This is a genomic window from Pyxidicoccus trucidator, assembly GCF_010894435.1.
GTDB classification, from domain to species: domain Bacteria; phylum Myxococcota; class Myxococcia; order Myxococcales; family Myxococcaceae; genus Myxococcus; species Myxococcus trucidator.
In genome coordinates this window covers 123,904-147,265 of sequence record NZ_JAAIXZ010000011.1, presented here as the reverse complement: position 1 = coordinate 147,265, position 23,362 = coordinate 123,904, and the positions used below count along the sequence as shown (strand labels likewise).

20 protein-coding genes are annotated in these 23,362 nt (G+C 70.6%); 7 read left to right on the top strand and 13 right to left on the bottom strand.

Annotated features, from left to right (window positions below; translation table 11 throughout):
* Positions 1-18: 18 nt before the first annotated feature.
* Complete coding sequence (locus tag G4D85_RS28640) at positions 19-582, bottom strand: NADH-quinone oxidoreductase subunit B (protein ID WP_164017194.1); 564 nt, start codon at positions 580-582, stop codon at positions 19-21.
* 6 nt (positions 583-588) lie between these two features.
* Positions 589-960: an NADH-quinone oxidoreductase subunit A gene (locus G4D85_RS28635; RefSeq protein WP_164017193.1), complete on the bottom strand. Its 372-nt coding sequence runs from the start codon at positions 958-960 to the stop codon at positions 589-591.
* A gap of 302 nt (positions 961-1,262) precedes the next feature.
* Between G4D85_RS28635 and G4D85_RS28630 the strand changes: the two genes are divergently transcribed.
* On the top strand, positions 1,263-2,834 hold the full coding sequence (locus G4D85_RS28630) for a methyl-accepting chemotaxis protein (RefSeq protein WP_164017192.1): 1,572 nt from the start codon (positions 1,263-1,265) through the stop codon (positions 2,832-2,834).
* Between the two features lie 7 nt (positions 2,835-2,841).
* Here G4D85_RS28630 and G4D85_RS28625 read toward each other — a convergent pair whose 3' ends face one another.
* The 6 genes from G4D85_RS28625 to G4D85_RS28600 form a co-directional block, all read right to left on the bottom strand.
* On the bottom strand, positions 2,842-3,066 hold the full coding sequence (locus G4D85_RS28625; RefSeq protein ID WP_164017191.1) for an amphi-Trp domain-containing protein: 225 nt from the start codon (positions 3,064-3,066) through the stop codon (positions 2,842-2,844).
* 56 nt (positions 3,067-3,122) lie between these two features.
* Positions 3,123-4,028, bottom strand: coding sequence for an SPFH domain-containing protein (locus tag G4D85_RS28620; RefSeq protein ID WP_164017190.1), 906 nt, complete (start codon positions 4,026-4,028; stop codon positions 3,123-3,125).
* Complete coding sequence (locus G4D85_RS28615) at positions 4,021-5,046, bottom strand: SPFH domain-containing protein (protein ID WP_164017189.1); 1,026 nt, start codon at positions 5,044-5,046, stop codon at positions 4,021-4,023. The genes G4D85_RS28620 and G4D85_RS28615 overlap by 8 nt, the downstream gene beginning before the upstream one ends.
* 54 nt (positions 5,047-5,100) lie before the next feature.
* A complete protein-coding gene (locus G4D85_RS28610; protein ID WP_164017188.1) occupies positions 5,101-5,985 on the bottom strand; it encodes a sigma-70 family RNA polymerase sigma factor in 885 nt (294 codons plus the stop codon).
* On the bottom strand, positions 5,982-9,092 hold the full coding sequence (locus G4D85_RS28605) for a tetratricopeptide repeat protein (RefSeq protein WP_164017187.1): 3,111 nt from the start codon (positions 9,090-9,092) through the stop codon (positions 5,982-5,984). The genes G4D85_RS28610 and G4D85_RS28605 overlap by 4 nt, the downstream gene beginning before the upstream one ends.
* 83 nt (positions 9,093-9,175) lie before the next feature.
* Positions 9,176-9,994: a PHP domain-containing protein gene (locus G4D85_RS28600; protein ID WP_164017186.1), complete on the bottom strand. Its 819-nt coding sequence runs from the start codon at positions 9,992-9,994 to the stop codon at positions 9,176-9,178.
* A 235-nt stretch (positions 9,995-10,229) separates the two neighbouring features.
* Here G4D85_RS28600 and G4D85_RS28595 point away from each other — a divergent pair, with 235 nt between their 5' ends.
* The 3 genes from G4D85_RS28595 to G4D85_RS28585 are packed head-to-tail and all read left to right on the top strand — an operon-like array spanning position 10,230 to position 12,288.
* Positions 10,230-10,532, top strand: coding sequence for a hypothetical protein (locus tag G4D85_RS28595; protein ID WP_164017185.1), 303 nt, complete (start codon positions 10,230-10,232; stop codon positions 10,530-10,532).
* A gap of 57 nt (positions 10,533-10,589) precedes the next feature.
* Entirely contained in the window at positions 10,590-11,813 is a 1,224-nt protein-coding gene (locus tag G4D85_RS28590; protein ID WP_164017184.1) for a deoxyhypusine synthase family protein, read from the top strand.
* Between the two features lie 40 nt (positions 11,814-11,853).
* A complete protein-coding gene (locus G4D85_RS28585; protein WP_164017183.1) occupies positions 11,854-12,288 on the top strand; it encodes an OsmC family protein in 435 nt (144 codons plus the stop codon).
* 21 nt (positions 12,289-12,309) lie between these two features.
* Here the strand turns inward: G4D85_RS28585 and G4D85_RS28580 are convergent, their stop codons facing one another.
* Entirely contained in the window at positions 12,310-14,301 is a 1,992-nt protein-coding gene (locus G4D85_RS28580; RefSeq protein ID WP_240359549.1) for a PAS domain-containing hybrid sensor histidine kinase/response regulator, read from the bottom strand.
* Between the two features lie 283 nt (positions 14,302-14,584).
* On the opposite strand from G4D85_RS28580, the gene G4D85_RS28575 reads away from it, so the two are divergent.
* A complete protein-coding gene (locus G4D85_RS28575) occupies positions 14,585-15,112 on the top strand; it encodes a hypothetical protein (RefSeq protein ID WP_205525752.1) in 528 nt (175 codons plus the stop codon).
* A gap of 101 nt (positions 15,113-15,213) precedes the next feature.
* Here G4D85_RS28575 and speA read toward each other — a convergent pair whose 3' ends face one another.
* Positions 15,214-17,229 carry a biosynthetic arginine decarboxylase gene (speA, locus tag G4D85_RS28570; protein WP_164017181.1) on the bottom strand — a complete coding sequence of 672 codons (2,016 nt, stop codon included), beginning with the start codon at positions 17,227-17,229 and terminating at the stop codon, positions 15,214-15,216.
* Positions 17,230-17,455: 226 nt separating this feature from the next.
* Between speA and clpX the strand changes: the two genes are divergently transcribed.
* A complete protein-coding gene (clpX, locus tag G4D85_RS28565) occupies positions 17,456-18,526 on the top strand; it encodes an ATP-dependent Clp protease ATP-binding subunit ClpX (protein ID WP_164017180.1) in 1,071 nt (356 codons plus the stop codon).
* 1 nt (position 18,527) lies between these two features.
* Here the strand turns inward: clpX and G4D85_RS28560 are convergent, their stop codons facing one another.
* Positions 18,528-19,283 (bottom strand): CvpA family protein, encoded by a 756-nt coding sequence (locus G4D85_RS28560; protein WP_164017179.1) that lies wholly within the window; start codon positions 19,281-19,283, stop codon positions 18,528-18,530.
* Between the two features lie 17 nt (positions 19,284-19,300).
* Positions 19,301-20,362: a J domain-containing protein gene (locus tag G4D85_RS49735; RefSeq protein ID WP_240359548.1), complete on the bottom strand. Its 1,062-nt coding sequence runs from the start codon at positions 20,360-20,362 to the stop codon at positions 19,301-19,303.
* A gap of 919 nt (positions 20,363-21,281) precedes the next feature.
* Here G4D85_RS49735 and G4D85_RS28550 point away from each other — a divergent pair.
* On the top strand, positions 21,282-21,605 hold the full coding sequence (locus G4D85_RS28550) for a hypothetical protein (RefSeq protein ID WP_164017178.1): 324 nt from the start codon (positions 21,282-21,284) through the stop codon (positions 21,603-21,605).
* An 8-nt stretch (positions 21,606-21,613) separates the two neighbouring features.
* Here the strand turns inward: G4D85_RS28550 and dnaK are convergent, their stop codons facing one another.
* Positions 21,614-23,221, bottom strand: a complete 1,608-nt coding sequence (gene dnaK / locus G4D85_RS28545) for a molecular chaperone DnaK (protein WP_164017177.1) — start codon at positions 23,219-23,221, stop codon at positions 21,614-21,616.
* Between the last annotated feature and the right edge of the window lie 141 nt (positions 23,222-23,362).

Below are 23,362 nucleotides of genomic sequence, written 5' to 3'. Positions count from 1 at the left end.
CGTGGGGCGCGTGATTCGTTACTTGCCCATGGACAGCAGCAGGTCGTGCCGCGCGGCCGTCGCGTTGGGCTGCTCGCGGTCGGCGATGCGGTGCACCTGGTTGCCAATCTTGTCCTGGAGCAGCATCAGGCCGTCCAGCACCTGCTCCGGACGCGGCGGGCAGCCGGGGATGTAGACGTCCACCGGGATGATGCGGTCGATGCCCTGGAGCACCGCGTAGTTGTCGTAGAAGCCGCCCGACGACGCGCAGACGCCGAAGGCCACCACCCACTTGGGCTCGGCCATCTGCTCGTACACGCGCTTGAGGATGGGGGCCTGCTTCAGGTTGATGGTGCCCACCACCATGAGCAGGTCCGCCTGGCGCGGCGAGAAGCGGGGGAACTCGGCGCCGAAGCGCGAGATGTCGTGACGGCTCGCCGCCACGGACATGTACTCCATGCCGCAGCACGCGGTCGCGTACGGGTAGGTGAACAGCGAATACTTGCGGGCCCAGCCCAGGCCCTTGGAGACCATGCGCTGGAAGAAGCCCATGGCTTCGTCGCGACGGGTGGCCAGTACGGGGGCAATGTCAGTGTCAGCCATGATGTCTCAGCTCTCCCAGTCCAGGGCGCCCTTCTTCCAGATGTAGATAAGGCCCACGACGAGCGTCACCGCGAAAACGAGCATCTCCACGTACCCGAACCAGCCGAGCGCCTGGAAGTTCACCGCCCAGGGGTACAGGAACACCGCTTCGACGTCGAACACGATGAACAGCAGGGCCACGACGTAGAACTTCACCGCGAAGCGCTGGCGTGCCGGGCCGGTCGACTCGGAGCCGGCCTCGAAGCTGGTGGACTTGATGGCGCTCGGACGCCGGGGCCCCAGGCGGGTGGTGATCTGGGGAATGAGCATCGCCATGCCACCGGCCAGCAGCAGGACGACCGCCAGCGGCAGGTAGGGCGAGAGTGGAGTGGGAGTCATCGCGCGCGGAACCTAATGGCACCTTCCGCGCCAAGTCAAAGGGAAAGTCCCCTCCGGGAGTGCTCCAACCCCTTGAGATGACGGCGAAAAGCGGAGCTTTTCGGTCTCCCGCCCACGCCCGGCGCTCCAGCCGGCCGGCGCCCGCCCGCCCCTCCGTCCCCTGGCCAGGGGCGGTGCCGTCTCCCGGCCAGGGGGCGCGCCGTCCCCCTGCCAGGGGCGTGTTTGACGCTCCGGAGAGGGGCGCCTACCGTCGGTGGGCGCCAGCGTCGGCGTGGATCATTCCTTCCGGGAGCAAGACACGCATGTGGGGCCGGCTCAGCTTGCGGATGCAGGTGGCCATCGCGGTGCTCGTGCCCTGTCTGGCGGTGGCCGCCTTCTGCGGCGTGTACTTCCCCAGCCAGCAGCAGGACACCACCATGAAGTTGCTGGAGAAGCGGGTCAAGGTGGTGGGGTTGCTGGTGGCGCGGCACCCGGTGGTCCTCGCGGCGGACAGCACCTCCAGCTCGCAGGCGCGGCTGGAGGATGTGCTCTCCCTGGTGGAGGCCCGGGATCCGGAGTCGGGGAACCGCGGTTTCACCGTGCACTACCAGGCGCTGATCGGTCCGGATGGCACGGTAAGGTACTCGCGCGGCGAGCCTCCGTTCGTAGGACAGGTGCCGGACCAGGACCCGGTGGCGCCGGGCAGCTGCGAGTCGTCGCGCATTCCGACCCGCGAGGAAGTGGTCGTGCGCTGCGCGAGCGGGGCCTCCACGTACGTGGCGGGCTTCGGCGCCGATGAGCCGGTGTCGTCTCTGCAGGAGCTGAAGTGGTACGTGCTGGCGGTGCTGGGGGCGCTGGGGCTGGGCCTGCTGCTGGCGCTGCTCATCAGCCGCAACTTCGGCGAGCCCGTGTCCCGGGTGACGGACGTGGTGCGGGACGTGACGCGCGGGGACATGTCGCGCGCGGAGTTGGACGTGCCCGCCAGCGGCGAGGTCCGCCAGATGGCGCAGTCCTTCAACCAGATGCTCGGCACGCTGCGCGCCACGGTGATGGAGATGGTGTCCCGGACGGACCAGCTCTCCGGCGCGTCGCGCGGGCTGATGGGCGCGTCCGCGGACCAGGAGCACGTCATCAGCCAGCAGGCGGCCTACGCGCAGCAGATTGCCGCCACCTTCGAGGAGCTGAGCCGCACGGCGGAGCAGATCTCCAGCTCCACCGAGGTGGTGGAGTCCAGCGCGCGGCGCACGCACGAGGCGGTGGCCGAGGCCATGGCGGTGGTGGCGCAGGTGGTGGCCGGCATCAACGACATCCGCACCGAGTCCAAGGGCGTGGCGGACGCGATTGTCGGCCTGAACCAGGACCTGCAGCAGGTCTCCAAGATTGCCCAGGTCATCAACCAGGTGGCGGAGCGCTCGGACCTGCTGGCGCTGAACGCGGCGCTGGAGGGCACCAAGGCGGGCGAGGTGGGGCGCGGCTTCTCGCTGGTGGCCGCGGAGATGCGCAAGCTGGCGGAGAACGTGTCGGCCTCCGCGCGCGACATCGCCCGCATCGTCGAGAAGGTGCAGGACTCGGGCGAGGAGGCGGCGTCCAAGGCGCGGGTGGGCATGGCCACCAGCGACCGGGGCGTGGAGGTGGCGGAGCAGGCCTCCTCCGTGTTCCAGCGAATCGTGGAGCTGGCGCGAGGCACCAGCGAGGCGGCACGGCAGATCACCATCGCCACGAGGCAGCAGCGCCAGTCCAGCGAGCAGGCCGTGCAGGGCGCGCGCAACGTGGCGGAGCTGGTGAAGCAGGGCGTGGACGCGACGGGCCGCACCACCCGCATCGCCCAGGACCTGCAGGCGGTGGCGGAGGGGTTGACGGCCGTCACCAGCCGCTTCAAGACGACGCGGAGCTAGCCTCCACTCACTCGCGCTTCCATCGGAGCTGGAACTCCACCTCGTCCACGTTCTTCTCGCGCTCATGCTCGATGTTGAAGAGCGCGTCGGCGGGGATGCGCAGGCGCTCGCCGGCGACCTGGATGCTGAAGGCCTTGCCGGCTTCGATGGCATCCGCCAGCCGGCGCAGCTTCGCGACGAACTCCTTGCGGGGGTAGGTCTTCTCCAGGTCTCGGTCGGGGCGCTTCGCCATCACTTCGCTCGCTTGGTGGAAGAGGGGGTTCATCCTGACAGGTCTTCGTCGTGCCGCTACGCCCGATTCACGGCGCGCGCCGCCAGCAGCTGCGAGAGCAGCTCCCCGCGCTGTCCGTCGGGTATCAGCGTGAGCTGGGCGCCGCTCTCCAGCAGCCGCTGCGTCTCCAGCAGCTCGAAGGTGGCCTCCAGCACCTCGGGGTCCTCGCCAATCTTCCTCAGCGCCGAGCCGACAATCTGGGGCCGCAGCGCCGCGGCGCGGGCGAACTCCACGGCGCTCTGCCGCTCGGCGGTGCTGGTGATGATGCTCACCTGGTTGGCGCCGTCCTGGCGGATGGCGCTCGTCACCTGCCGCAGCCGGTTGACGACCTTCTCCTCAATCTGGCGAATCATCTGCGCGTCGCGGAAGTGGACCTTGCGCACGTAGACGCTGCCCAGCTTGTAGCCCCACTCGTGGCTCTGCGGGCTCACCTCGGCGCGCACGGTGCGGCTCATCTCGTGCCGCGTCTCCAGCATGGCGGCCAGCTTCATGTTGGACAGGCAGCGCACGGCGGCGTTGCTCACGTTGGCGGCGAGGCTGCCGCGCGGGTCCGCGTTCTCGAAGAGGAAGCGCTTCGGGTCCGAGACGTACATCTCGTACCAGATGCCGATGCCCATCGGCGCGCCCTCCTCGGAGTTCACCGCCTGGCTGCGCAGGTACTGCTGGTCCAGTCGCAGGTCCACCACCTGGCAGCGGCCCACGAGGTTCACGATGAGCGCCTTCCACCCGAGCTTCGCCCATAGGAAGTGCAGGCCGGGCTCGTCCAGCGTGCACACCACCGAGCCGAAGAGCACGTACACCCGGCAGGTGCGCTCGTGGACGATGGCGTAGACGCCGAACAGCCGCAGCAGCGCGAAGAAGATGGGCAGGCCAATGGCCATGCCGAAGAAGCCGATGAAGGCACCGATGAGCGTGCTAACCATGCTTCACCCCCATCACCACCGCCTGGGCCTTCTGGTACAGCCCCAGACGGATGTTGCGCAGGTACGCCTGGAGCGCGCCGGGGCCGCTGCGCTTGAGCAGCGCGAGCTCGTTGGAGAGGGCCGCCAGGGGCTCCACCTCCGCCTGGGCCCTGAGCGTCTCGATTTCCACCGCGCGCCGGCTCTGGACGATTTTCTGGTCCGCCGAGGCCTGCGCGAGGCTGATGTCGCTGGAGACGTGGTTGTGCGCGGTGTTGATGGCGGCCAGGGCGCTCTCCACCTCCTGCGGCGGGTCGATGCCGGTGATGAGGGACGCTTCCAGCACCACGCCGTAGCGCGCCTCGCTGCCGCGGCATTCGTGGTCCATGTGCTCGTTGAGGTCCCTCAGGTTCTTGCGCAGGTCGTTGATGGACACGCCGGACACGACGCTGGCCTCCAGGCTGTCGGCTTCGCGGGCGGCGGCGGGCGCCTCGAAGTTGGCGATGCGCTGGCGGAGGATGGAGACGAAGAAGCCCATGACGTGCGCCACCGGGTTCTTCACGCCGAAGAGGAAGGCGTAGAGGTTCTTCTCCGAGACGCGATAGCGGATCTGCCCGGTGAGGCCGGTGTTGAGCTGGTCCTTGGTGACGGCGTCCACCATGGTGCCACCCTGGTTGGCCTCCGGCGACTCCGGGTCATGGGCCATGTTGAGCGTCTGCGTGGCCACGGAGATCTTCCGCACCTGCTCCCAGGGCCACTTGAAGTAGGGGCCACCGGAGGAGATGACGCGCAGCTGCGGGTAGACGTAGCGCTCCTCGTCGGTGCGGGCGAGCCCCTCGGAGAGCGGGCCGTCGCGGTTGGTGAGGTTCGCGGAGAGGCGCTCGGCGCGCCCCAGGCGCACCTTCACCGCGCGCACGTTCTGGTCCACCGTGAAGAGGCCACCCAGCACGTACCGCACGAAGAGATAGGCGAGCGCTCCCAGCAGCACTCCGTTGAAGAGCCCCTGGAAGAACGTCACCACGTCTGGATCAATCGGGTCCATGGCGCGAAGCGTAGCAGCTTCGGACCTGGGGCTCCGCGAGGCCTCCCGACGCGCTCAGTCCATCAGCCGGTGGAGGCTGAGGTCCAGGCGGCTCTGGACCAGGCCCAGCAGGCTCTCCAATTCCTGACCATTCAGCTTCAACCGGGAGGCCAGCTCGCGGTGGGTGAGCTTCAGGAGCCGCTCGCGGGCCTGGGCCACATGGCGCGCCACGCTGGAGCGGGGCTCGCGGTACATCGTCGCGATGCGGTCCATGGTGAGGCCGTGCAGGTGGTGCAGGCGCAGCAGCGCGCGCTCGCGCTCGGTGAGGTCCGCGAGCGCCGCCTGCAGGGAGTCGGTGAGGACCTTGCGCGAGTGCGCCTGGAGCAGCTCCCGCTCCGGGTCGTCGCGCGATAACAGCCGTTCCAGGGCCTGGGGGGGCTCGGAGAACAGCTCCTGGCGGCCGGCCTGGCTGCGCAGCTCCTGGGCGATGCGCGAGGCGACGATGCGCACCCAGCCCGTCAGCGTGCCCCGGCCGGAGAACTCGGCAATCCTTGGCGCCGTCCCCGCCACGCCCAGCAGCAGCCGCTGGCGCGCCACCTGGAGCACCTCGTCCAGCGTGGCTCCCGGGGACTGTCCCAGCCGCGAGGCCACCTTCGGCAGGATGTGGTGCTCGAAGTGGCGCAGGGCCTGGGGCTCTCCCGCGGCACAGGCGCACGCGAGGTACAGGTCGTCGGCGCGCAGCTGGTGCAGCGTGTCCTCCGAAGGGAGGTGCCGCGCCAGGTGGCGAAGGAAGTCCTTCGTCGTGAGCGTCACGTCGGGCCACGCCGCCCGGCCCTTCGCGACGTGCTCTTCCAGCAGGGCCTCCAGTCCTGGCATGGCGCGCAGCGCCTCGTGACGCTCCGGGGGCGCGTGCGCCAGCAGCAGCTCCGTCAGGGGGCCGCCAGTCTCGGGCGGCTTCATCGCGTGGCCTCGCTCACCGAGGTCGGATGCCGGGACTGCCAGGCCATCACCTCTCGCAGCTCCGAGCGGGCCCGGATGCCCTGGGCCTCCAGCCAGCCCCGGGCCTCTGCCGCCAGGGCCATGGCGCGCGCCCGTTCCTCGGGCGCGCGCCGCTCCCACAGGGCCTGCGCCAGCAGGAAGGAGACCCGCGCCGCGTCCCGCCGGTCCAGCCGCGCCTTCGCGTCGATGCGGCGGGCGCGCTCCAGCAGGGGCACGGCCTGCTCCGGAGCACCCAGGCCCAGGTGCGCCTCCCCCAGACAGGCGAGGTCCAGCGCGGCGTCCGGGCTCTCCGCGCCCTGCGTCTGCTCGTCGAGCTTCAGGGTGCGCTGGCAGTGCGCGAGCGCCGCCTTCCATGCGCCCGTGGCCATGTCCACGCGGCCGAGGTCTCTCAGCACGCCGCACGTCACCGCGCTGTCCGGGCCATTCTCCTTCTCCAGCACTTGCAGGGCGCGCAGCAGGGCGCGCCGCGCCTCGGCGGTGCGGCCCGCGCGCAGGTGGATGAGGGCCAGGTTGCGCAGCGGCATCTCCACGCGTGGCGTGTCCGCCCCCATGCCGCGCTGGAGCCGCTCCAGCGCCTGCTGGTTGTACGCGAGCGCCTCGTCGAGCTGGTGCGAGTCGTACGCCACCATCCCCAGCCCCCCGAGCGCGGTGGCGGTGCTGGGGTGGTCCGGGCCCTTGCTCTTCTCGAAGATGGCGAACGCGCGCTGGGCGTGCTGTCGCGCCTCGTCCAGCCGGCCCTCGCGCCGCAGGAGCACGGCGAGGTTGTTGAGCGGGGCGGCCAGGCTCGGGTGGTCCTTGGAGCGCGCGGCCTCCAGCAGCGCGAGCGAGCGCTGGAAGGTGGCGAGCGCCTCGTCCATCCGGCCCAGGGCCAGCAGCTCGGTGGCGATGTTGTTGAGGTTGAGCGCGAGCACCGGGTGCTCGGGGCTCCACTGTCGCTCCTGGAGCGCGTGGGCCTGGGCCTGCTGGTACAAGTCCAGCGCCTCCCCGGCGCGGAGCTGGCGCGAGCGGACCCGGCCCAGCCCGGACAGGAAGTAGGTGGTGCGCAGGCGCTCGGGACCTTTGGCCTTGCGCGCCAGCTCCAGCCCCCGTGAGTACTCCGCCTCCGCCTCGTCCAGCTTGCCCTGCACCATCATCAGCCCGCCCATGCGCAGGTGCAGGTCCATGGCGATGGCGGGGAAGCGCTCTCGGCCCAGCCGGTCCACCGCGGCGCGCGCATGGTGGACGAGCCGGTTGGCCTCCTCCATCCGCGCCATCTGGTCCCCCACCACCCACAGCAGCAGGCCCCACACGCGGGCCACCGTCTCGTCGTCGCGCCCGGCCTCGGCGGCCCACAGGGCCCGGTAGAGGATTTCCTCCGCCTCCTTGAGCTTGCCCGCGAGGCCGTGCAGGTGGCCGTGCGCGGTGAGGACCTCGGCCTCCAGCGGGCGGTAGTTGAGTCCCTTCAGGTCCTGGAGCAGGGCCGTCGTCACTTCGAGTGCCGGAGCATGGTTGCCCGCGTCCATGTACGCGCGGACCTCGACCAGCCGGCGGCGGGCCGCGTCCACGCGCGGGCGCAGGGCGTCCGGAGGCTGCGGCCGGGTGGCGCGCGCGGTCGCGTCCGTGCACCCGGAGACGCCCTCGAGCGAGGCCACGAGCTGGGGCGCGTTCTGCACCATCTGCGCGTCGGCCTTCTCCAGCACGTCCGTGATTGCGGCCAGGTGCCACAGCCGCGTGTCCAGGCAGGCCGTCGTCTGCCACGAGGCGCTGGGGGCGTCACTCGCCGCCAGGCAGGTGTCGGTGCGCAGCGCGCGCCACGCGGTGGCCTGCGCGTCCAGCGCGGTGGAGACCGTCTCCCAGGCGGAGGCAGCGTAGGGCTTGCCGGTGGCGAGGAAGGCCTCGCGGAGGCGCTCGCGCCGCTCCGGGCTCCACACGGTGGCGAGCTTCTCTGCCTCCTGCGCGCAGCGCGCCTCGTCCCGGTGCGCCACCACGTAGCCCACCGTCAGTCCCAGCAGGCTGGCCGCTCCGGCGGAGGCGGCCACCCATGCGCGGATGCGCAGGGCCCGTCGCGGGGCCAGCTCCGCCAGCAGCGCGTCCATGGACGGGAAGCGCTCCTCCGGCCGGGCACGCAGGCCACGCAGCACCGCGCGCCGCAGCCTCGCGGGCACCTTCGCCTCGCGCTCCGGCACACGGATGCGGCCCTCGCGCGCCGCCTGGGCCAGCTCCTCCAGGTTGAGGCCCTCGAAGGGGCGCACGCCATGCAGCGCCTCGTAGAGGGCGACGCAGAAGCTGAACTGGTCCGACAGCGCGTCCACGCCCTGGCCCTGCTGCTGCTCCGGCGCCATGTACGCGGGCGTGCCCACCAGCGCGCCTGTGCGGGTCAGCGGCGCCGGCCCGTGCGGGACACGCGTCGGCGCCGCGGAGGCGTCTCGGGGACGGAGCCCCCGGTTGGAGGGGCGGGCCAGCCCGAAGTCCGTCACCCGCACCCGGCCGTCCTGCCCGACGAGGACATTGCTCGGCTTGAAGTCGCGGTGCACCAGCCCCGCCGCGTGCGCCGCCGCCAGCCCGCGCCCCGCATCGCGGAAGACGCGCAGCACCTCGTCCCTCGGGCGCGGCTGCCTCAGCCACTCGGACAGGGTGGTGCCCTCCACCAATTCCAGCGCGAGGAAGAGGCAGTCCCCGGCCACGCCCACGTCGTGCACGGTGACGACGTTGGGGTGCGCGAGCCGGGCCAGGGCCTGGGCCTCGCGCAGCAGCCGCACCCGCAGCTCCTCCAGGTGACGGCCCTCCGGACGGAGCAGCTTGAGGGCCACCTGCCGGTCCAGCTCCGGGTCATAGGCGGCGTAGACGTCGCCCATGGCGCCCCGGCCGATGCGCTCCAGCACCACGTACCGCGAGAGCGTGGAGCCCTGGGCCAGGGGAGGGCGCTCCTCGGGGGCGTCCGGCGTGCCCGCCGTGGAGCTGGCACCCATCGCCACGTGCTCCTGGCAGCTCTCGCAACCCTCCACGTGCGCCAGGACCCGTGTGCGCTGCTCCTCCGGAAGCAGGCCCTCGAGGAAGTCGCTCAGTGTCGTCTCGCTCGGGCACTCCATGAGGAGGCCAGCGTAGCAAAAAAACCGAGTTCCTCTCTTTTTCCCAGATTTAGCGATTCGGGAGGGGAGGGGTCCTTCCGGCCTCAGGCCGCCGCGCGGGCCCTGAGCTTCGCGAACAGCTCGGGCGGCATGGCGGCGTCACCCAGCTTGTGGTCGGGGGACACGGCCTCGCCGTGAAAGTCGCTGCCGGAGGTGGGCACCAGGTCGAACTCCTTCGCCAGCCCCAGGTACTTCTTCCGCACGCTGGGGTTGTGGTCCGAGTGCAGCACCTCCAGCCCGGCCAGCCCCGCCTTCGCCAGCGCGCGAATCTCCAGCCGCTCCATGCGCGACGAGCCGGGGTGCGCCAGCGTGGCGGTGCCGCCCGCCTTGCGGATGAGGCGGATGGCCTCCGCGCCGTCCAGCTTGTACCGGTCCACCCAGGCCGCGCCGCGCGTGCCCAGGAAGCGGTCGAAGGCCGTCTTCACGTCCACCGCCCAGCCGCGCTCCACCAGCACCCGCGCCAGGTGGGGCCGGCCCAGCTGCGCCTTGCCCGCCACCTCCAGCACGTGCTCCATCCGCACGGGGTAGCCGAGCTGCCGCATCCGCTCCAGCATGGCCTCCATGCGCGTCTCCCGCTCCCCGCGCAGCCGCTCGGAGAAGCGGGCGATGTCCTCGTCCTCGGGCCGCACGAAGTGCCCCAGGATGTGCACCTCGCGGCCGTGGATGAAGGCGGACACCTCGATGCCCGGCACCAGCTCCACCCCGTGCGCGCGCGCCGCTTCCGCCGCCTCCGCCAGCCCCGCCACCGTGTCGTGGTCCGTCACCGCCAGCACCGTCACCCCGGCCGCCGCCGCCCGCGTCAGCAGCTCCGTCGGCGGGTACTGGCCGTCGCTCGCGGTGGTGTGTGAGTGCAGGTCAATCACGGTGCGGCTCCCGGGCGGGCGGTGGAAGTCACCCTTACGTGACCCTTGCTCGCTTTCACACCAACTTAAGACGTTGGCCCTCCCGCCGCAGCGCTTCCTCCCGAGAGTGGGACGTGCCCCGGTGTTGGCTGCCGGGCGCGCCGCCCCGGTGGAGTGTCGGGCGCCGACAGTCCGGCACCGGGCACCGGGAGCGGTCTCCCCGGCCCGCGAGGCCGGTGCCTAGAGTGGCCGGCCTATGGGCAAGAAGAACGATGGGACCATCGAGAACCGGGTGTACCTCTTCGAGTCACTGGCGAGCAGCTACGTCTCCGCGGCCTCCGACGAGCTGGGCTCGGAAGACCCGGCGGTGCGTGAGCGCTCCCGGCGGGCGCTGGCGGAGCTGGCGTACGTCTCCTGTGTGGTGTCCGACACGGCGCACCTGTCCGCCGAGCAGGTGAGGGACCGGGTGCTGGGCCTTCCGGAGCCCGAAGCGGCGCCGGACAAGGCCGCGGGCGGCGGGGCCAACCCCGGCGACACCGGGAAGAAGCGCACCAAGTAGCGCTCGGGGTACAGGCGGCGCTCCCCTTGGCGGGCTGGCGGTGCTATGTGCCGCGCCATGGCCAAGACCTCCTCGAACCCGAAGAAGTCCCTTCGCGCCGCGTACTCCGGGGCGCGCAAGGCGGATCCCCGCCCCATCACCGGCAAGGAGAAGCCGGCGGAGCTGCTCGCCCACGCCTTCAGCGCCTACGTGGGCCGCCAGGAGCGCACGGCCTTCGAGCTGATGTCCCAGTCGATGGAGCAGGACGCCTCCATCTTCCTAACGCTGTCCGGCGCGATGACGCCCGCGGGCCTGCACCAGAGCTGCCTGATTCCCCTCATCGAGAAGGGCATCATCTCCGCGATTACGACGACGGGCGCCAACCTCTACCACGACGCCCACCGCATCATCGGCCACGCCATCCGCGAGGTGAACCCGAACGCGGGCGACCTCCAGTACCGCCTGGCGCGCATCATCCGCATCTACGACCTGGGCTTCTGGGAGGAGGCGCTGCTCGACACGGACCGGCTCTTCTCCGCCATCATCCGCGGCCCCGAGTTCCAGAAGAAGATGACCACCCCCGAGTTCCACTACCTGCTCGGCAAGGCCATCTACCAGATTGAGAAGAAGCTCGGCGTGAAGCAGCCGTCGCTGCTGGCCACGGCCTACAAGCACGCGGTGCCCATCTGGGTGGGCGCGGTGCAGGACGGCTCCATCTTCCTCAACGTCGTGAAGCTCAAGCGGCTGCTCGGTGACGAGTTCAAGTTCGAGCTCGACATCAACGACGACGTCTACTCCATGGCGGCCATGCAGCACTTCTGCCGGCACAACGGCAGCAAGCGGCTGGCCATCTGGATTCTGGGCGGCGGCGTGCCGAAGAACTACACGCTGCAGGGCGAGCCGCTGCTGGACCAGATCCTCAACGTCCCCACGACGGGCTTCGACATCGACGTGCAGTTCTGCGTGGACCCGGTGGACAACGGCGCGCTGTCCAGCTGCCCGGCCGGCGAGGGCCACACCTGGGGCAAGGTGTCGGTGGAGGCGGTGGAGACCGGCTCCGTGTACGTCCACTGCGACGTGACGGCGGTGTTCCCCTGGCTGACGCACGCGCTGCTGAACGAGCCGAAGAACAAGCGCAAGCCGATGCGGCTGATGGACCGGATGGCGGACGCCATCTCGTTCCTGGATGGGGACGTGCAGAAGCGCCGCAAGTCGCTGATGAAGACGCTGGACTGGAGCGTGGAGGACGCGGAGCCCTCCACCGAGGGCGACGCCAAGAAGCACGAGGCGTTCGTCCGCTGAGCCGCTTGCAGCACCCGCTTTGTCTCCAAGGAGCGCCGACATGAGCCAGCCGCAGACGCCCGCCACGGGCGTGGTGATGACCGTGGTCAGCCAGCCGCAGTTCAAGACGCAGCTCACCCATGGCCCGTCCGGCACGGTGGCCGTCACCGAGGCGCCGCGTGACAACGGCGGCACCGGAGGAAGCTTCTCGCCCACGGACATGGTGGGCGCGGCGCTGGTGTCCTGCGCGGTGACGACGATGCACCTGGTCGCCTCGCGCGAGGGCATTGCCCTGGGCGAGGTGCGCGGGCGCGTGGAGAAGCGGATGACGCCGCCCCCGCGCCGCATCGGCGAGCTGGTGCTGGAGCTCCAGATGCCGGCGGGCCTCACCGCCGAGCAGCGCAAGCGCATGGAGGAGACGGCCCACGGCTGCCCCGTGGCCCGCAGCCTCCACCCGGACGTGAAGCTGCCGCTGACGTTCAGCTACCCGGACTGAGGGCCCGCGCGAGGGCGGGCTTCAGTCCCCGCCCTTGCGTCGCTTCGCGAGCGAGCCCAGCACCGCCAGGAGCTCCAGCGGCTCCACCGGCTTGGGCAGGTGGTTCTGGAAGCCGGAGAGCAACACGCGCGCTCGGTCCTCCATCCGCGCGTAGGCCGTCAGCGCCACGGCGGGAAGCCGGGCCGGGTCTCCCGATGGCAGCGCCCGGACCTTGCGGATGAAGGTGTACCCATCCTCTTCCGGCATGCCGATGTCCGAGATGAGGATGTCCGGCGCCTCCTCTCGCACCGCGCTCAGCCCTCCGGCTGAAGAGCTGGCCAGCCTCACGCGCGCGCCGCAGCCCTCCAGCAACGCGCGGAGCAGCTCCCGGGTGTCGTCCTCGTCATCGACGACGAGGACGCTCAGTCCGGCGAGCTCCGGCGGGCAGCGCAGCTCCGTCCCGTGCGCCTCCACGCGCAGGGACGAAGGCACGTTGAGCTCGCGCCTCATGGCCACCGAGAGGGGCAGGCGCACGACGAAGGTGGCTCCCAGGCCCTCGCCCTCGCTGGAGGCGGTGACCGTCCCTCCGTGCGCCTCCACCAGGTGCTTGACGATGGACAGGCCGAGCCCGAGCCCTCCCACGCGCCGCGTGGTGCCGCCATCCGCCTGACGGAAGCGCTCGAAGACATGCGGGAGGAACTCGCGGGTGATGCCCTGGCCCGTGTCCGCGATGGTGATGTCCACGGAGGACTCGCGCCGCTCCACGAAGACCTGCACCCGGCCGCCCTTGGGGGTGAACTTCACCGCGTTGGACAGCAGGTTCCACACCACCTGCTGCAGCCGCATGGCGTCACCCATGACGCTGCTCGTGGAGTCGAGCGCGGCCTGCAGGCGGATGTCCCGCGCCTCGGCCGCGGGCCGCACCGTCTCAATCGCCTGCTCCACCACGGCGCCGACGCGGACGGGCTCCACCGCGAGCTTGAACTTCCCGGAGAGGATGCGGCCGACGTCGAGCAGGTCCTCGATGAGCTGGGCCTGGGCGCGCGCATTGCGCTCAATCGTCTCCAGGGCCCGCTCGCGCTTCTCCGGGAGCAGCGTGCCGGCGCGCAGTATCTGCACCCAGCCGAGCATGGCGGACAGCGGCGTCCGGAGCTCGTGGGACACCGTGGCGATGAACTCGTCCTTGATGCGGTTGGCCTCTTCCGCCTGGGCGCGCGCCTCCTGCTCGCGAGCCAGCAGGGCCTCGCGTTCCTGCTCCACCCGCCGCCTGTCGGTGATGTCGAGGACGCTCCCGATGTAGCCCAGGAACTCCCCGTCCGGACCGAAGCGGGGGCTGGCCGCGTCGATGGCCCAGCGGTACTCGCCATCCTTGCGCAGCAGGCGGTACTCGAGCCGGAACGACTCCCGCCGCGCGTTGGCCGCGAGGAAGACCTCCGCCGAGCGCTTCGCGTCGTCCGGGTGGACGGCCGTGAGCCACCCCAGCCCCAGCCCCGTCGCCTCGGTCTGCCCGGTGAACTCGTACCAGCTCTTGTTCAGGTAGGTGCACCGGGCCTCGGCGTCGGTCACCCAGAGCATGACGGGCGCGTGGTCCGCCATGTTGCGGAAGCGGGCCTCGCTCTCCTGCAGCTTCGCCTCCGCCAGCTTCCGTTCGGTGACGTTCTTGAAGACGAGCGCCACCTGGCGCAGCTCGGGCCTGCCCGCGCGGCTCGCGGACACCTCGAACCAGCGTCCCATCGCCGGAGCGTGGTTCTCGAAGCGGGCCGTCTCCCCGGTGAGGGCCACCTTTCCGTAGAGCCGGAACCAGGACTCATCCAGGGTGGGGACGAGCTCTCGCGCCGTCCTGCCCACCGCGTTCCTCAGGCCCGTCTGCTCCTCGAAGGTGGCGTTGACCTCCAGGAACCGGTAGTCGACGGGCCGGTCCTGCTCGTCGAAGAGCAGCTGCATGAGGCAATAGCCGTCATCCATGGACTCGAAGAGGGCGCGATACCGGTCATCCGTCTCCTCACTGGGGCGGGCCTCGCGAGCCTGGGACAAAGCACTTCCTCCGTTCGTCCTTCTTCCCCTGGCGCCTCCCACGGGCACCAGACGTTCCGAAGGCAATGTCTATCAGCGGGCGTTGTCTCACGAGAGGGGACCCGGCAAGAAGCCGCTTGCAGGCCCGCCCCCTCCCGTTGCCGGGCGGGTACCGTCGTGTGGACGCTCGCTCGCGTAACGGTTGCCTGCCTGCCCTTCAGCCGACCTTCCGGGCCTGGGATGCGAGGCGGCGGCCCCATGCCCACCCTGCCGGGCTGCGGAAGTGGGTAACCGGAGGCATGGCATGGACGCGAAGCGGCTGGGTATCTATCTCAACGACCACCTGGCGGGCTCGGTGGCGGGTATCGAGCTGGCCGTCCGCACCGAGACGGAGAACCGCAGCAACCCGGTGGGCCGCTACCTGTCGGCCTTCGTCCCCGAGCTGCGGCATGACCAGTCCATCCTCGAGTCGGTGATGCAGACGCTGGAGCTGAAGCAGGACCCGCTCAAGACGCGCGCGGCCTGGGTCTCCGAGAAGCTCGGGCGCCTCAAGCTCAACGGCTCGCTGGTGCGCTACTCGCCGCTGAGCCGGCTGGTGGAGCTGGAGGGGCTGTGCGTCGCCACCGAGGGGCGCCTGTCCCTGTGGCGCACGCTGGCGCGGCTGTCCGCGCGGGACACGCGCCTGGCCGGCTACGACTTCGAGGCCCTCATCGCCCGGGGCGAGACGCAGCAGGCGGCCCTGCAGCACCTGCGCGCCCGCGCCGCGGACGTGGCCTTCGCCGACGAGCCCGCCCCGTTCGGCTCCACCGAGCCCGTCATCGCCAACCTCTGAAACGGCGAAGCCCCCTGGCGCTGTCGCGGCAGGGGGCTTCACTTGGACTTCAGGGCCTCACCCGGACAGCGCCGGGCGGGCCCGTGGGCGTCTCAGCGCGCTCAGGTGCCCGACGGGGGCAGGGTGGGGCGCTGGCCCGGGGCGGCGTTCGGCTGGGGCACCAGGCGGAGCTGGTTGGCGTTGGTGGCGTAGCTCGCATCCACCTCGCGCTCCAGGTACGTGTAGCCGGACAGGCCGTCCTCGTACATGCGCAGCAGGCTGCGCGACTCGTCCAGGGAGATGCGGCCGTTGCGCAGCGCCACCTCGGTGAACTTGCGCAGCTTCGCGACGAGGTCGTCCTTGGTGTAGCTGACGTAGTTGAGCACCTCCGTCACCGTGTCGCCGGCCACCACGTTGTCGATGAGGTAGCCGCCGTTTGGCGCCAGCGACACCTGCACGGCGTGCGTGTCGCCGAACAGGTTGTGGAGGTCGCCCAAAATCTCCTGGTAGGCGCCCACCAGGAAGATGCCCAGGTAGTAGTCGTCGTTGTTGAGCGCGTGCAGCTCCAGCGCGTCCTTCACCTCGCGCTTGTCGATGAAGTGCTCAATCTTTCCGTCCGAGTCGCAGGTGATGTCCGCCAGCGTCGCCCGGCGCGTCGGCTTCTCCGCCAGCCGGTGGAGGGGCATCATCGGGAAGAGCTGGTCGATGGCCCACGAGTCCGGCAGCGACTGGAACACGGAGAAGTTGCAGAAGTAGGTGTCGCTGAGCGCCTTCTCCAGCGAGTCCAGCTCCTCGGGAATCTCGCCCGCCTCCTTCGCGATGCGCATGATCTTGTGGCAGATGGCCCAGTAGATGTTCTCGGCCGCCACGCGCTGCTCCAGCGACAGGTGGCCCAGCGAGAAGAGGGTGAGGCTCTCCTCCTTGGCGTCCTGCGCGTCGTGCCACGCCTCCAGCAGGTTCTTGTTGGTCACCTCGCGGAAGGTGGACCACAGGTTGCGCACCACCGAGGGGGCCTTCTCGTCCACCTTGTCCGGCACCTGGGCCGGGTCCGTCTCACTGGTGCCCAGCACGTCCACCACCAGCACCGCGTGGTGCGCCACCACCGCGCGTCCCGACTCGGACACCAGCGTGGGGTGCGGAACGCCGGCGCGGTCGCACGCCTCCATGACGCCGAAGACCACGTCGTTGGCGTACTCCTCCGTGGTGTAGTTCATGGAGGAGGCGAAGTTCGTCTGCGAGCCGTCGTAGTCCACGCCCAGGCCGCCGCCCACGTCCAGGTACTTCAGCGGCGCGCCCTGGCGGGCCACCTCGACGTAGAAGCAGCCCACCTCGCGCAGCGCGTTCTTCACGTTGCGGATGTTGGAAATCTGGCTGCCCAGGTGGAAGTGCAGCAGCTCGAAGGAGGCCAGCATGCCGGTCTCCTTCATGAAGCCGATGCAGTTCATCAGCTCCGACGAGGACAGGCCGAACTTGGAGCGGTCTCCGCCGCTGGCCTCCCACTTGCCGGCGCCGCGCGTGGACAGCTTCACGCGCATGCCCAGCCGCGGGGCGATGCCCGTGCGGCGCGACACCTCGGCGATCAGCGGCAGCTCGCTGGGCTTCTCCACCACGAGGATGACGTTGCGGCCCAGGCGCGAGTAGAAGAGCGCCGTCTCGATGTACTCCTCGTCCTTGTAGCCGTTGCAGATGACGAGCGCGTCCTCGTTCTCCAGCAGCGCCATCACCGCCAGCAGCTCCGGCTTGCTACCGGCCTCCAGGCCGTAGTTGTAGGCCTTGCCCGCCTCGATGAGCGTCTCCACCACGTAGCGGTGCTGGTTCACCTTGATGGGGTACACGCCCCGGTAGTCGCCCTTGTAGCCCTGGTCGACCATGGCCTTGCGGAAGGCCTCGTTGAGGTGCACCACGCGGTGGCGCAGCACGTCCGTGAAGCGCAGCAGCAGCGGCAGGCCGATGCCCCGGCGCCGGACCTCGTCCACCAGCTCCTTCAGGTCCATGCTGGGCGCCTGCGGCCCGTCCGGGTGGACGCAGACGTGGCCCTTCTCGTTGATGCCGAAGTAGGGGTTGCCCCAGTTGCGGATTCCGTAGAGTTCCTGGGCGTCGGCGAGGGTCCAGCGGTGCGGGGGTGCGTTTACGGGCATCGGCGTCTCGAGGCTCCCTGGGAAAAAAGGGGATGACTCCCCTGAACAACGGAAGTGCGCGGGAACTATAGGAAAGCCCCCGCGTATTCAACAGCCGCCTGCCGGCAGGGCAGGCGGGCGGGCTCCTCCACCGCGCGGCGCCTGTAGTCCCGCGGGCCAGCCTTCCATCCAATTCCTACCCTTTGGAGGAAGTCCGGGAGGACGCGTGGATAGAAGGGGAGGGTACATGGAGTCGTCCGCACGCAGGGAAGAAGCGGTGCTGACCCCGAGGGAAATCTTCGATCGGCTGGACCACTTCGTCATTGGCCAGGATGCCGCCAAGCGTGCGGTGGCTATCGCCGCTCACAATCACCTCAAGCGCGTTCAGGCGCGCAGGCTGCGCAGGCAGTCACTCATCAAGAAGTCGAACATCCTGCTGATTGGCCCCACCGGCAGCGGCAAGACGCACATCGCCCGGAACCTGGCCGACATCCTCCAGGTCCCGTTCACCACCGTGGACGCCACCGAGTACACGGAGGCCGGTTACTACGGGAAGGACGTGGAGGTGATGATTTCCGACCTCCTGTTCAAGGCGAACCATTCGGTGGAGGACACGCAGCGGGGCATCATCTTCATCGACGAGGTGGACAAGATTGCCCGCCGCTCGCAGGGCGCGCGCAACGGGGCCGGCAGCCGGGACATCGGCGGCGAGGGGGTGCAGCAGGCGCTCCTGAAGCTGCTGGAGGGCCGCGAGGTGTACGTGCCCCTGAACGTCACCCAGGCGTGGAACAAGAGCGACTTCGTGCAGGTGGACACGCGCGACATCCTCTTCATCTGCGCGGGCACGTTCAGTGACTTGCACGAGTACGGCGAGGAGGGCGGCCGGGCGCTGGGGTTCGGCGCGGAGGAGGCGGCGAAGCGCTCCAGGAAGCGCATCAGCACCAAGCAGCTGGTGGACTTCGGGATGATGGCCGAGTTCCTCGGCCGCCTGCCGGTGGTGGTGCAGCTGGAGCGGCTGGGGGAGCCGGAGCTCATCCGCGTGCTGACCGAGCCGCCCGACTCCATCATCCGCGAGTTCCGCGAGCTGCTGGCCATGGACGACATCGAGCTGGAGTTCGCCGACGGCGGGCTGCGCGAGGTGGTGCGCTACTCGGTGGACCGGGGGCTGGGCGCGCGCGGGCTGCGCTCCATTCTCGAGTTCATCATGGCGGACATCATGTTCGACGCGCCCGAGCACCGGCGCCGCCGCGTGGAGGTGGACGCGGACTTCGTGCGCCAGCGGCTGGTGGGGTTGGACTCGGCGCAGATTGGCGTCTGAGTCAGTCCCCGCGCTCCGAGGCCCGGACGGCCGCTCGCAGTCGGGCGGCCACGTCCGGGTCCTGGATGAGCTGGAGCACCAGGTCGTTGCGCAGCAGGGCGGCGGTGTCGCCCCGCGAGAGCGCCTGCTTCAGCTGCTCGTCCTGGAGCACGCGCACGAAGCGCGGGTCCTTGCGCAGCGCCTTGTAGGCGGGGTCCTCCTGGAGGCGGCCCGCCGCCTCCGGGTCTCCGGACGCCTTGGCCACGCGCACCAGGTTGCCCACCTGTGAGAACTGCGTCATCTCGAAGAGGTTGAAGCGGCGCGCGAGCCCGAAGGACAGCGACTCCTTCGTCGAGACGCCGACGCGGCGGCCGGCCACCACCACGTGCTTCTCGAAGAAGGTGACGGCGCTGAGGCCCACCCAGGCGATGAGCGCCATCTTCGCGCCGCCCAGGACGAAGCCGAGGAAGCGGTCCACGCTCCGGTCCTCGGAGTGCTTGCCGGTGCCGAGAAAGCGCATGAGCAGCGCGCCCAGGGCGTAGCGCACCGTCAGCCACACGCACACGAAGACGAGCACCGAGCCCAGGATGATGCCGACGAACAGCGGGGCGCCCAGGGCGTCCGCCAGCCGGGGGCCGAGGAGCGAGCCCAGGCGACTGGAGGCGAAGTAGCCCGCCGCCAGCCCCACCGTGTTGGCCACCTGTCGCGAGGCGCCGGTGACGGCGCCGATGATGGCGAAGAACAGCACCAGGCCGAGGATGGTGAGGTCGATGACCATGGTGCTCTCCCGGGCCGTCAGCGAATCTTGAACGAGTCGCCCTTGCCCTTCGACTCTTCCTGGAGCTGCTTCTGCACTTCCGCCAGACGCTCCTTGTAGCGGGCGTTGGACGGCTCGTAGGTGAGCGCCATCTTGAGGTTGCGCTCGGCGGCGGACAGGTTGCCGCCGTCGCTGTCCTTCTGGGCCTGCGCGTAGAACTGGCGCCCCTTGGGGTGGGTGCCGATCTGCTCCTCCTGCTCCTTCTTGACGGCGGCCTTGGTCTCCGCCTCGGAGGCATCGGTGAAGCGCAGCTTCTGGGCACGCTCGGGGCCCGTCACGTCGGCGAGGTACTTCTTGCGCTTCGTGTCGTCGCGCAGGACGTAGTAGGCCTCGGTGACGCGCTTGTAGAGCTCGTGGACGAGCTCCTTCAGCTCCCGGGCCTCGATGTGGAAGAAGCGGTCCGGGTGGTAGGTGCGGCTCTCGCGGTAGAAGGCCTTCTTGATGTCCGCCGGAGCGGCTGTCCGCTCGAGCAGCAGGATCTCGAAGTAGTCCATCTGGTCCAGCCTCGCGCAGCGAGACTCCAGGTCCGCGAGCTGGTGGGCGTCCAGGCCCGGGCCCTTGGACTCGGTGGGAGGGGGCGGGGGGGCCATGGCCGCCGCGGGAGGCGGAGGCGGCACCCGCTGCGCCACCGAGGGGATGGCCGGGGCGATGGACGGCACCATGGGCGCCACCGAGGGCACGCCGCCGGCCGGAGCGCGGGCCGCGGCCACGGGCGGGATGCCGGGCACCGGGGCCATGGGCGCGATGCCGGGGACGGCTGGGGCCACGGACGGGATGCCAGGAACGCCAGGCGGCACGGTCGCCACGCGCATGGCGGCGGTGGGCGGGGCCGGAGCGACGGGTGGAACGGCGCTTCCGGCGACGGACGGAGGCCGGGGTGCGGAGCCCGAGGGCGCCACCGCGGGGAGGGAGACGGTGGGACGCGCTCCCGGACGCGGCGGTGGCTGCGAGGCCGGAGCGACGGGCGGAGCGACCTGGCCCACCGCCAGCGTGGGAGGCGGGCGGGGCGCGGCCGGGGGCACCACGGGTGGCGGGCGCACGGCGGCACCCGCGCCCGAGGCAGGCGCTACGAGAGGAACAGCGCCGGTGGGAGGACGCTGCGCGGCGACGGTCGGCACTGCGCCTGGGACAGCGGGCACGGCACCGGAAGGAGGGCGCTGCGCGGCGGCGACAGTCGGCACGGCGCCTGGGACAGCGGGCACGGCACCGGAGGGCGGGCGCTGCGCGGCGGCGACGGTCGGCACGGCGCCCGGGACCGCGGGCACGGCACCGGAGGGCGGGCGCTGCGTGGCGGCGATAGTCGGTACGGCGCCCGGGACCGCGGGCACGGCACCGGAGGGCGGGCGCTGTGCGGCGGTCGCCTGGGCTGGCGGTACGGCCCCGGTCGCGGGAGCGACGGTGGGCACTGCGCCAGAGGGCGGACGCCGCGCGGCCACGGGTGCCACGCCAGGCACGGCGCCGGAGGACAGCGGCTGCACGGCAACCGGAGCGGTCACAGGTGCCACGCCAGGCATGGAGGGCATCGAGACGGGCGTGCCGCGCGGGGCAGGACCGTTGGGCGCGCCGGTGGAGGGCACGGCCCCCGCGGTCGTGCCGGGGCGAACAGCCTGTGCCGGCGCCACCGGAGGAACTCCCGGAGTCGCGGGGCGGGCCGGCGGAGGGGCCGCGCCCGCGGGCCCCACCGTGGGGATGCCCGTGGCGGTGACTCGGAGCGGAGCCGCCGGGGGCGCACCCGTTGTCGGAGCCTGCACCGTGGGGATGCCCGTCGCGGTCGCCCGAGGCGGAGCCGCCGGGGACGCACCCGCCATCGGAGCCTGCACCGTGGGGAGGCCTGTGGCAGTGGCTCGGAGCGGTGCCGCTGGTGCCGCACCCGCCGTCGGGGCCTGCACCGTGGGAATGCCCGTCGCGGTCGCCCGCGGCGGAGCCGCCGGAGCCGCGCCGGCCATTGGAGCCTGCACCGTGGGGATGCCCGTGGCGGTGGCCCTGGGCGGAGCCATCGGAGCCACGCCGGGGGCCGTCACGACAGGACGTGCCGCGGCGGGCGCGGCGGCGCCAGGCACGCGAGGAGGCGCGGCCGTCGGAGGCTGGGCGGGCGCGGCGCCAGGGGCCGGCGGTGGACGTGCCGCTCCGGGCGCGGCCGTGGCGGGTGCGGAGGGCGCCACGGGGACGGTGGCCGTCACCCGGGGGACGGCGGGACGGGCGGGAGCCGCCGGTGTCCCGGGCGGGGCTCCCGGCGGCTTGCCGGTGCTGGGGTCTGAAGGCTGGGACATCGGCGTCGTCTAACGGGCCACTTACTGGGCCACGGCGGGCAGGTCGTTGGTGTTGTGGCCGGCGAGCCGCGTGTCGCGGTTCGACTGGATGGACTTCTGGATGTCGGCTTCGGTCATGCCGGAAGACAGGGTGATGGTCGTCGACGTCTTCTGACCCGTCTCCGTGTCGCACGCGGACACGTTCACCAGGCCGTCGGTGTTGATCTCGAAGGTGACTTCAATCTTCACCTCGCCGCGGTAGCCGATGCGGAAGCCCGAGAACTCGAACTCGCCCAGCATCTCGCACTCGTCGGCGCGGTTGGACTCGCCCTGGTACACGCGGATCTTCACCTTCTCCTGGCCGTCGCGGCTGGTGGTGAAGGTCTTCGAGCGGTCGATGGGGACCGGCGTGTTCTTGTCGATGATCTTCTCCGTGTACCCGCCCACCGTGCCGATGCGCAGCGTCAGCGGCGTCACGTCCACCAGGAACGTCTCCGTCTTGCTGTCCAGCAGCGCGTGCGACTGGAGCGCGGCGCCCATGGCGACGACCTGGTCCGGGTTGATGCCCTCCAGGGGTTCCTTCTGGAAGTAGTGCTTCACCGAGTTGCGGATGATGGGCAGCCGCGTGGGGCCGCCCACCAGGATGACCGCGTCGATGTCCGCCGCCGTCAGCCGCGCGCTCTGCAGCGCCTCGTCGCACACCTTGAACGTGCGCTGCACCAGGTCCATCACCATCCGGTTGAACTGGTCCTGGTTCAGCGTGCCGCGCAGGTCCATGATGTTGCCCTGCGCGTCCTGGCAGATGCCCTGGCAGAGGATGTCCGCCGTGCCGGTCTGCCCCACGTCGATCTTCGCCTTCTCCGCGGCCTCCTTGAGCATCTGCAGGCAGTACTTGTTCTGCCGCACGTCCAGCCGCGTCTTCGCCAGGAAGTCGTCCGCCAGCCACGTCATGATGCGGTCGTCGAAGTCGTCGCCGCCCAGGTACGTGTCACCCGCGGTGGACAGCACCTCGAAGACGTCCTTGCCGATCTCCAGAATCGACACGTCGAACGTGCCGCCGCCCAGGTCGTAGACGACGATGCGCTGGTTGACGTCCCGGCCGAAGCCGTAGGCCAGCGCCGCCGCGGTGGGCTCGTTGAGGATGCGCAGCACCTCCAGCCCGGCGATGCGGCCCGCGTCCTTGGTGGCCTGGCGCTGGTTGTCGTTGAAGTACGCCGGCACCGTGACGACGGCCTTTGACACCTCGCGCCCGAGGTACGTCTCCGCCACCGCCTTCATCTCCTTGAGGACCAGCGCGCTGATCTCCGGCAGCGAGTACGAGCGCTGGCCCACGGCGATGCGCACCGAGTTGTTCTCGCCCTCGACGATGCGGTACGGCATCACCGCCTGCGCCTTCTTCACCTCGTCGGAGAAGTAGTACCGACCGATGAGCCGCTTGGCGGAATAGACCGTCTGCTCCGGGCTGGTGATGATGTTCTTCTTGGCCGCGTTGCCCACCAGCACCGAGCCATCCTCGAGGAAGGACACGCAGGAGGCATGCGTCGTCTCCCCCCACTCGTTGGGGATGACCACGGGCTGGCCGTCCTGGACCACCGACACGCACGAATAGGACGTGCCCAGGTCGATGCCGATTGCGATGTCGTCCGCCATTCCGTCTCCGGTGAGAACCTGCAGCCGAGGTCCGTCGGTGAAGGGCAGGGAGGTTAGGCGTCTCTCCCAGGCGTGTCAACGTTTCCAGTCAGGCAAAACCCAGCCATTTCAAGGGCTTAGCGAGGGACCAAGGGGACGCGC